Source organism: Pedobacter sp. HMWF019 (genome assembly GCF_003061025.1).
In the GTDB taxonomy this organism is placed as follows: Bacteria; Bacteroidota; Bacteroidia; order Sphingobacteriales; family Sphingobacteriaceae; genus Pedobacter.
This window is the reverse complement of record NZ_QAIL01000089.1, coordinates 26,287-35,639: the sequence shown is the minus strand read 5'-3', so window position 1 is coordinate 35,639 and position 9,353 is coordinate 26,287. Positions and strand designations below refer to the sequence as shown.

The 9,353-nt window shown below is 39.5% G+C and carries 9 protein-coding genes; 5 read left to right on the top strand and 4 right to left on the bottom strand.

What is annotated here, in order from left to right:
• Positions 1–331, top strand: a 331-nt coding sequence (locus tag DBR11_RS05895) for a GNAT family N-acetyltransferase (protein ID WP_108550684.1), incomplete at its 5' end; no start/stop codon positions are given.
• Positions 332–1,159: 828 nt separating this feature from the next.
• On the opposite strand, the gene DBR11_RS05890 is transcribed toward DBR11_RS05895, so the two are convergent.
• The 3 genes from DBR11_RS05890 to DBR11_RS05875 form a co-directional block, all read right to left on the bottom strand.
• Positions 1,160–1,825, bottom strand: coding sequence for a response regulator transcription factor (locus DBR11_RS05890; protein WP_108550681.1), 666 nt, complete (start codon positions 1,823–1,825; stop codon positions 1,160–1,162).
• A 3-nt stretch (positions 1,826–1,828) separates the two neighbouring features.
• Positions 1,829–2,563 carry a sensor histidine kinase gene (locus DBR11_RS05885; protein WP_233260660.1) on the bottom strand — a complete coding sequence of 245 codons (735 nt, stop codon included), beginning with the start codon at positions 2,561–2,563 and terminating at the stop codon, positions 1,829–1,831.
• 704 nt (positions 2,564–3,267) lie between these two features.
• Positions 3,268–3,744, bottom strand: coding sequence for a hypothetical protein (locus tag DBR11_RS05875; protein WP_108550678.1), 477 nt, complete (start codon positions 3,742–3,744; stop codon positions 3,268–3,270).
• 195 nt (positions 3,745–3,939) lie between these two features.
• On the opposite strand from DBR11_RS05875, the gene DBR11_RS05870 reads away from it, so the two are divergent.
• From DBR11_RS05870 to DBR11_RS05855, 4 genes are read left to right on the top strand one after another with little or no spacing between them, the layout of a single operon-like run.
• Entirely contained in the window at positions 3,940–4,197 is a 258-nt protein-coding gene (locus DBR11_RS05870; RefSeq protein WP_108550677.1) for a hypothetical protein, read from the top strand.
• 57 nt (positions 4,198–4,254) lie between these two features.
• Positions 4,255–4,611 carry a hypothetical protein gene (locus DBR11_RS05865; RefSeq protein WP_108550676.1) on the top strand — a complete coding sequence of 119 codons (357 nt, stop codon included), beginning with the start codon at positions 4,255–4,257 and terminating at the stop codon, positions 4,609–4,611.
• Between the two features lie 17 nt (positions 4,612–4,628).
• Positions 4,629–5,525, top strand: coding sequence for a phosphatidylinositol-specific phospholipase C domain-containing protein (locus DBR11_RS05860; protein WP_146186471.1), 897 nt, complete (start codon positions 4,629–4,631; stop codon positions 5,523–5,525).
• Between the two features lie 23 nt (positions 5,526–5,548).
• Positions 5,549–7,789 (top strand): hypothetical protein, encoded by a 2,241-nt coding sequence (locus DBR11_RS05855; protein ID WP_108550674.1) that lies wholly within the window; start codon positions 5,549–5,551, stop codon positions 7,787–7,789.
• Positions 7,790–7,936: 147 nt separating this feature from the next.
• On the opposite strand, the gene DBR11_RS05850 is transcribed toward DBR11_RS05855, so the two are convergent.
• Complete coding sequence (locus tag DBR11_RS05850) at positions 7,937–9,340, bottom strand: alpha-L-fucosidase (RefSeq protein WP_108550673.1); 1,404 nt, start codon at positions 9,338–9,340, stop codon at positions 7,937–7,939.
• Positions 9,341–9,353: the final 13 nt, after the last annotated feature.

Genomic DNA, 9,353 nt, shown 5'->3' with positions numbered 1-9,353 from the left:
GGATTTTAACTATTATAAGAAGCAAATGCCCAAATATTTTGAACATGTTACGTTGTTAGGGTATGAAGAAAATGGAGCTTTAGTTGGATTTATGGGCATTGCTGGAGAAAATATTGAGATGCTATTCATTCACAATGATTTTCGTGGCAAAGGAATTGGAAAAAAACTGATTTCGTATGGAATAGAAAAATTAAAGATATCCAGAGTAGATGTCAATGAGCAAAATATCCAAGCAGTTGATTTCTATAAACATATTGGATTTCGTGTTCTAAAACGAACAGAATTAGATGAACAGGGTAAAGAATATCCAATCTTAAAAATGGGATTATAACGGGAGATTTTTTTCGAAATGCGGTCTTTTAATTCATGTTATTTATTAGTTAGTGCAATAAAATTTACTTCCAATGCCATATTAGGTTTTCATTTGTTATTCTTGCTACCTCCTTTGGTATTGGGTATTGGATGATCCGGCCTTTTAGCGCCGATTGCTCGACAAAAGTACCCGTTTACCTAAGTTACGGCGCAGGAACGGCGGACAAGGGACGTTCCAACACAAGGTGAGGCGGGGGCTTTCGGGCTGCTTAGCATAGATTTTGTCGTTTTATAATCCTGTTAAAACCGGGCATTACTTTTTTATCCTGAATTGGCTTGATGGGGGAAAATATGTTTTACTTGGCTCTCTGAATCTTACAGATTCTGAGGTTCGCCTCAGTAAAACATATTTTCTTGGGTGCAGACCGGAGAGGGTTCGGAATTGTGTTTAAATAACTATAAAGTGGCTGCTGACTGGAAATTGTGTCAAAACTTTATTTCGCAAGTCCGTTTTGCTAACTGTTGTTACTGCAGAAGAGTAGGTCGTTACTGTCGGTTCGCAATTCATAATTACTTGCCACGCTGGTTTAGCGATGTTAATCTTATTGAGTGCATCTTGTGCAGTCATATGTCCGGGGCCGGGTTTTGAAGGGGAAGACTTGTCCATTACCTTTACTGATACCATAATTTTAATTTTTAAGTGATTTGCCTACTCTATCCGGTTTTCGGCTGCTCCGTTTGTCATTTCTGGTTGACATAAGCAAAGTAACAGCAAGGACAAAGGATTTTTTAGGGCAGAAAAGCCCGATTTAGCAAATAGGTGAAAAGACCTGGTTCTGCTTAAAAATTAAGATATCACTTCAAAAATATGGTGTTTAATGGCAAATAGTACCAAGCCTGCGGTATTGCGACAGCCGGTTTTGGTTAATAGATTGTTGCGGTGTCCATCAACAGTCCGGACATTAATAAATAGCTTTTCTGCTATTTCGTTATTGGTATGTTCCTGGCAAATGTACTTTAATACTTCTTTTTCTCTTGGTGATATTTCAATAACGACACCATTATCGTTTTTAAGGCTTAGTGATTGTAAGGAGGTACGCTGCATGGCTTTTAATACCTCCAGGCTTATATAGAAGCCTGTTTTATAGGTGGTTTGTATGGCTAAAATTAATTCCTGCTTATTGCAGTTCTTGGCCAGATAGCCACTTGCTCCATCGTGGATCATCCGTGCCATCAATCGTTCTTTGGTATACATGGATAGAATGATCACCTTTATTTGAGGATATAGACGCTGGATCTGGTTATTGAGTTCTATACCATCCATTACTGGCATTTCCAGATCTATTAAGGCGATGTCAGGCAGTATTTCTGCGCCTTCAAGGGCCAGCATAAAATCCTGACCATTCTCGGCCTCTAACAGAAGTTCGAATTCTGGTTGAAGTTCAATAATTGAGGCCATGCCCTCTCTAAATAGTTGTTGATCGTCTGCGAGTGCAATTCTAATATTTTCCATAAGTTAAACTGGCCATGTAACAGATAAATTGAAACCGCTACTGTTATCTTTAATATGATAACTGGCGCCTATCATTCCAAGTCTGCTTTCTATATTTTGCAGACCCATACCTTTTTTGTGGTCAGGGGCCATTCCTGTACCATCATCCATGTAGTCCATCGTACAGAAACCATCTCCAAAAGAAAAACAAAGGGTAATTAGTTTTGCACTGGAATGTTTGATGGTATTGTTAATCAGTTCTGTAATTACTCTGTACATGGCGAGTGTAACCGTATCCGAGAACTTGACAATTTTATCCTGATCAAAGGTAACCTGGATCGCTATTTTTCCGGAACTATTGATACCATCACAATAATCATAAATCATATCTTGAAAGCCGTAAGATTTATTGAGTAGTGGAGATAAATTATGAGAAATATTACGTGTGTTGGTAATGATGTTGTCAATTATTGCCCTGCATTGCTCGTTGAATTGATTAACTGCACTGATTTCCTCATTTTTTTCTACAAAATTCTCTATCAGAAGACGGAGATAAGACAAATTTGCACCTACTTCATCGTGTAAATCCATTCCGATACGTTTCCGTTCTGATTCCTGTGAGTTGATGGTTGCTTTTAATAAGTTCTTCTGATATTGCACTTCAGCAGTCTTAAGCTCGTATTGTTTCTTTAAAATGTTTTTCCGGTACTTGATATAGAATAAAATAGTTGCCAGGCACAACAGAAATGTTGCTGTCATGCCCAATATAATATATAGATAAATGCTCATTGATTTGGCTTTAATCGCAGGAATGCCCAGGCAAATATAAGGTACATGATGGCCATGATAGTGGCGTGTAAATTCCAAACAAAAATAAGGGCGCCGGGACTTGCCTTATTATGCAAGGTTTGTGATAAGCCAAATAATATGGAACAACTGGAGAAATAAAGCATTAGACCTATAACGGTGGTGAAATTGAATCTGGACAAATTAACTTCTGTATTGGCAAAATTTAAGTAAAGAAAGTATAGACATATTCCCACTATTGTTATACTGCTCAAAAAACGAGGTAAAGTGTTATATCTGAAAAGGCTATGTGTTAGCAATACATATGCTATGGCAAATAAGCTAAAGCTGATGAGTAAATAAATTAGTAATTTCTGCATAGCCTGCTGTTCAAAAATACCTCTGAACAATAGGCATAATAAACAAAATTCAAGTATTGTGTATAAATGGAGGATAGGCATATTATTTATATGCAGGAAGGTAGTTATTGAGGCGATACAGTTAAAGAATACGGAAAATAAAAGATAGCCAAATAGTATTTTTTGTGGCCCTAACCAGTATTTACGTTTTATGAGCGCAATTAAAATTGGCACCACCAAAATTGATGGAGCAATCACAGCCGGGTAAACCGTTCTTATCGAAAACAGTAAATGCATCTTTCTTAATAAATTGGCTATTTACAGCGGCTCTGAATATAATGGACTCGAAGTATCGCATACATCAGGGCAAGGGGCTGAAAAATCATAAATTGCTGATTCCTGAGTTTCGGTGCCATTTTCGTCATCCTGAGAAACATGGGTTATGTCTATCCTTTTCGCAACGGGCAGCAAAAGTATATGCACCAGGCCAGGGGTATCCTTATCGATAGGTTTATCCATTGCTAAATAGCCTCGAACTGCATCTATTTGGTTGTCTTTGTTCTTCTTCTTGTTATTGTGGTTTTCTGCTGCTTCAACAATTTTTTTCAAATCATGAAGAGGGATTGTAAAGCCTCTGAATACGTCTTTGTCATTAGGCGTTACATTAATATCGATTTGTTCCTTATTGTTCCAGTTTTTATAGGCTCTTAACAAATCTGCATAATAAGTACGCCATCTTGTCGTCAAGGCTTTGGCCTGATCAAGGTTTATAGGTGGAAATTGCTTTTGAGTCATTTTCTTGGTTCTTTAATAGATTGCGGTATTACTAATATAAAAATAATATTAATTAAATCATGTAAGGGTAACCAGGTCTTTTTACCTGTATGCTAAATCAGGTTTTTTAGCGCTGAAGAATGCTTTGTCCTTGCCGTTACTTTGCTTATATCAAAGAGAAATGACAAAGATCATTAACCATTAAAATTAAAGATTATGAATCCCATTACATTACAACCAGGTCAGCTATCAATGATGCTGGGTCCAGGTATTCTTCAAATAGAGTTTGATCCGCCAGGTGCGGGAACTGGACGAGGTTATTATGAAATTCATTACTATGATCAAGATGGGTTCGTCAACGAGATTGTAGGCGGCCAGATTACGTCAAGATTCTATTTTGAGTATAATATGCGCCATCGTTATAGATTTAAAGTGAAAAATATTGGCCTCAATTATCCAATCAGATTTAGGTAATTCATTTAATGGCTTGAACAAATAGAAATGTTTTAATATAAACTAACAATAAATATTATGGCTAGATCAGTTAAAATGACCGTCATCAACAATACTGGTAAGGTGTTGAAATTAAAAAGCAAAAATGCAGTGCATGGAAAGTTTAACTCAGACCCACCGACCAGTATTGAAGCTTCGGGCAGTTGGACTTGTACAACCAGAACAGGTGGCACTTATGGTCCGGAGGGAACTGTAACTTATGAACGCGAGGGAGACGGGGCTACAGTTGAATTTTATTATAATCACCCCTATGGTAGTGCGGCCAGTTCTTATCGTGTTACACCTAGTCCTTCTGATTCTATGGGATATGAGGTCAAAGGCAGTTTTAAAGGCCACGATCAGAAGATCACTTTTGAGTTGTATAAGACATCCTAAAATCCAAAGATATGACTATGGAAACATCAACTTGGATGAGCCTCCTGGATAGCAGCACAAAGTTAAGCGAGATCGTGATCCCTGGCAGCCATGACGCTGGTATGTCTGAATTGAATCATTGTTTCGGAGGGGTTAAATTGAATTGTGGGATAATACACACACAAGCCTTGAATATCCTTCAACAATTGAAAACCGGTTCCCGATATTTTGATGTCAGGGTGGATTATGATCATCGGGAGCTGGTTACCTATCACAGAAGTGGTGATGCCGGATGTAATGGCCAATCGCTGGCCGCTGTATTAGACCAATCTCTCCAATTTATTCAATCCCATCGTTCAGAAACCTTTATCCTGAAATTCTCCCATATCCGCAACAACCGAAACAATGAGAGGGAGATAAAAGATAGGATTGACGAGTTTCTAGCCAATATCAAGTACAGGGGAGATCTCTTCACACACTCTAAAAGGGATGTCAATCTGGCAAATATCACCCTGGATGATTGCAGGGGGAAAATAATTCTGGTTTTCGATTATCCCGAACATACAGGGACACGGGTGGGTCGGTTCCGATACCATGATGGATTTGGCGGTTATAGTGGGCCTAATATCACGGTGTGTGATTCCTATTCCAATACCACTTCTCTGGAGAAAATGAAGCAGGATCAGCTGGCGAAATTGGATACGTATGGTGGCTTAGGTAAAGACTATTTCTTTCTGTTGTCCTGGACGTTGACGCCAGACATCGATACTTTTTTTAAAAGCACTATCGAAAAATTGGCTGAGTTTGCAAATCCTGCATTGGAAGAAGTATTGGCAGAGCGTATGGGCCAGGTTGATAAACCGAAACCCAATATCGTTTACATAGATTACCTCAATGCAAAAACCGCCCAAAGCATTATTCAATGTAATTTTTAAATCATTTATTAAAACAACGTATTATGAGCATTTTTGAAGGCGATAACCCCTTGTATGGGGTAACTATTGGGGGAACAATATATGCCGTTAATGGCAAAATCAACCCTAGTGTGGTAAAGGGATCTGTTAGCTTAATGATTTCCCAGGAAAAATCCGTGAAATATATGTCGGGCGAAAGCAGTTGTTTTTTTTCGGAAAAAATGAACCAGGGGTCATTTGGACTGTCTGGTGCTTATGGGGTTTCGGGTGTAAGCTTACTTAAATCTTCATTGTCCGCTTATGTAGGGAAATCTTCAGCGGCCAGCAGCAAATCAGTGGCGGTAAATTACAATGCCATTTCCCTTGGAGGAATAGAGTATATCAATTTTGAGCAGCTGACCGCCAGCCAATTTATGAATAGCCTGAATGCGGCTTGCGAGCAAAGTATAACTTCCGTATTGAATGCATACAATGCGGTGATGGCCAAGGTTTCAAAATCAGATTCGGGTTTGTTGAGTGTTTTTTATAATGATGATGTTCAAAGTAAGGAGTTAAAAGCGCTCGTAAGTAAGTGGATAAAGGCTTCGGAGCAATTTACACGTGATTTTGGTGATGGTCTGGTGGTTGGGGTTGCTTGGGGTGCTTTTGGAGGGGTGAAAATGGTGATGACTTCTGAGAGTGAATCCAGATCCTGGAAATATGGTGGTCAGACTGATTTTTCGTATGCTGGCCCTTTGGCTTCTGCGGCTGTAAAGGCTACTTATGATGGCAGTCAATCCAGTGCCAAAGCAAAAGTAATGGTGAACTGTACCAGTTATTTAAGTGGGTCTGTGCTTTCCTCGCAGATTAAAGAATGGTTCGATCAGGTGGCGAACAAAACATTTGCCGATCTGGCCGACGTAAATGTACTTGATAGAGCGCCCAGCATGAATATTACCCATGGAGCGCCTTCGATTCCGGAATTTGTACAACCTGTACCTGAAGAGGACATTGTGAAAAAAGTAGAAGAAATAAAAAATCTGGATGGCTTGGATACCATGGCGAAAGCTTCGGCTTATGAGAAGACAAAAATAACCAATCCAAAACTTACTTTTGACGAATTTATAAATAAGGCGGATAAGCCTGCGAAAAAGGAAAAACTCGATGAGTTTAAGAAAAAAATAATTAATAATGAGGTTGATACGCTGGGTTGTTTTAATGAACAGAAGAATAAAGCGGCAAAGATAGAGGAGAAATATGAGGACTTGGCGAAGGGTTCCGGCGACGGCTCTTTTTCTCCTGAAGCAGCGGCGTTTAATGCGGACGTTAAAACTGAAGGATATGTTCCTCTGGGTGTATGGATCAGCAACTGGTCCGACCTTTTTCCATGGATGGCTCAGGGCTATTATAATAGTATCGATGGCATTGAGGGGGAAGATATTGTGAAAGCAAGGGTAATGTTACAGGACTACCAAACCCTGAGCAGGATGTATTACATAGCCCATTCTTCTGGAATCACCGAGTTTAAAAGGAAGGATTCGTCCAAGCCAATAGTGACTTCGTTAAGTATCGCAGATGCCTTTGCCAATGCCGCAGGAAAGGTGCAGGGTATTTCGGAAAATTTTAAGGAAACCGAAATGGAGAACATCTATGAAAATTTGGGCGAGGCGGCCCAAAATATTTATAAACTGTGGAATAAAGTGGCTTTCCTTAGAAATTGTGAATTGGGTTTGGGCTTAATAAAAGATAATAAGACTATAGGTGATCCTTTAAAGAATGCGGATAAAAATAATGATGGCACTCGCCAAACTTATGCGTTAAGTACTTGTGATTTTGACGGGAAAAACTATACTGTTTTCAGTCGTTGCTACAAAGTCCTGCCTTTGCTGACACCGGATGAGGATATTTGGATTTTTGGTCCGGAGCAGGGTGGTTTGAGTTCTATTTATAACAAAGAAATTGTCTTCTCCAAGCCTGGAAGAGCGAAATATTTGGTGTTTGAGTATATCAAGGAGAAGAAAATCTTGAGTAATAGTGACAACGGGATTAAATTGTATCCGATCCCTTTCTCGGCTGCGCAGAATGTTTCTGCGTGGAAAGGAATGTCTTTCAGTACGAATATAGGTTCTGTTAAGAGTTTAAATGATCGCTTGAAATCTCTTAGTGATGATTTGGGTAAGCTCAATGCCTGGTCTTTCAGCAGTGCCAACTGGGACAAAAGTTGGAGTGGTAAGGATTTTTACAGGCAGCGGAATATTAAAAAGCAATATATTGGTCTTATTGACAAGATCGAGACTGTATTTTGATTGAACAGGGGGTGTGAAAATATGATTTCTGATCGTGCTGAACCTTACAGGTTCTGAGGCTTGATCATGAAATCATATTTTCTTGGGTGCAGGTCGGGTATGGTGTAGACCGGGTATAGGGCAGATAGGGTATGGTGCGGATTGGGTTTATTTATGTTCTACTTTGAAGGTAACTGCATACTTGAATTTTCCTTGTTGAAGAGCTGCAGGGATGGTCAATAAGATTCCATCGTCCTTTGCTTTCCATTTGATTTTCACTTTGGTTCCAAGCATGCTTACCTTTTGTATTTTCTTTGCGCCATCTAATGCTATGAAAACCTGCTCTGGTAAATGAACATCTTCGGTTTCTGCAAGCCAAACGGCATAGGATTCTGTACCTTTTTTAGACTGAGTGTAAAAAATATTCTTTGTGGAATATGGAGCTATCGGTTTTGAACCGTAGATGCATTCTCCGTTGATCCTTATCCAGGAACCAATATCCTGTAAGCGTTCGTAGGCTACCGGGTCCCAGTCTCCATTAGGCCCTGGACCAATGTTAAGCAGGAAGTTTCCTCCTCTGGATACAATTTTGACCAGCAGATCCACCAATTGTTTGGCAGGTTTATAGGTGTCATGTGGGACATAACTCCAGGAATTTCCCATGGTCATGCAGGTTTCCCATGGATGAATAAGAGGCTTATCTGGTACTTGCTGTTCAGGTGTGGTATAATTTTCAAATTCACCGGCTACTGTGCGGTCTACTACAATTAAGCCTGGCTGATGACTTCTGGCCATGCCGGCAATTTTGGCCATATCTATGTCTTGATTAAGTTTCTTACTCGGTCTAACCTGACCACCATCTAGCCAAAGAATATCAATTTTTCCATAATCGGAGGCCAATTCTTCAATTTGATTGTACGTGAAATCTTTAAATTTCTGCCAACGGTCCGGGTATTTAGCCGGGTCATAATTTACATTTCTGTCTTTGGGCGGAAAATATGGCCACCAGTAATACTCACTGTGCCAATCAGGCTTGGAGAAGTAGGCGCCAATTTTAAAATTCTCTTTTCGGAAAGCATTAAAGACCTCTTTTGTGATGTTGCTTCTGGGGTTAGAGGAAAAGGGTGTTTTAGCGTCTGTGATTTTATAGTCCGTTTGTTTGGTGTCAAACATACTAAAGCCATCATGATGTTTGGTTGTAAATACCACATAGCGCATTCCTGCATCTTTAGCTGCTTTTACCCACTTTTCTGGATTAAAATCGACAGGATTAAACGTGGTTTGAAGGTTTTCGTAAGCTTTTTTATACTTGAAATAATCGTCTGAAAATGGTCCCTTGCGTTGGGTCCAGTCCTCATCTTCCGGGCAAATACTCCAGCTCTCTACAACTCCCCATTGACTGTAGGGCCCCCAGTGCATAAATAAACCAAATTTAACATCTTGCCATTCCTTAATGTTTTCTCGAACCAAGGAATCTTTAGGAACTACGTAGTCAACAGACATTTTATGCTGTTGGGCTTGAGCCCCAATTTTGAGCATTAAAAAAGCACTAATTACCAGAAATTTCTTCATAACCAAAAATACC

Coding starts and splice junctions, on each gene's coding strand:
- DBR11_RS05890 (WP_108550681.1), bottom strand. CDS start 1,825: ATGGAAAATATTAGAATTGCACTCGCAGACGATCAACAACTATTTAGA.
- DBR11_RS05885 (WP_233260660.1), bottom strand. CDS start 2,563: ATGACAGCAACATTTCTGTTGTGCCTGGCAACTATTTTATTCTATATC.
- DBR11_RS05875 (WP_108550678.1), bottom strand. CDS start 3,744: ATGACTCAAAAGCAATTTCCACCTATAAACCTTGATCAGGCCAAAGCC.
- DBR11_RS05870 (WP_108550677.1), top strand. CDS start 3,940: ATGAATCCCATTACATTACAACCAGGTCAGCTATCAATGATGCTGGGT.
- DBR11_RS05865 (WP_108550676.1), top strand. CDS start 4,255: ATGGCTAGATCAGTTAAAATGACCGTCATCAACAATACTGGTAAGGTG.
- DBR11_RS05860 (WP_146186471.1), top strand. CDS start 4,629: ATGGAAACATCAACTTGGATGAGCCTCCTGGATAGCAGCACAAAGTTA.
- DBR11_RS05855 (WP_108550674.1), top strand. CDS start 5,549: ATGAGCATTTTTGAAGGCGATAACCCCTTGTATGGGGTAACTATTGGG.
- DBR11_RS05850 (WP_108550673.1), bottom strand. CDS start 9,340: ATGAAGAAATTTCTGGTAATTAGTGCTTTTTTAATGCTCAAAATTGGG.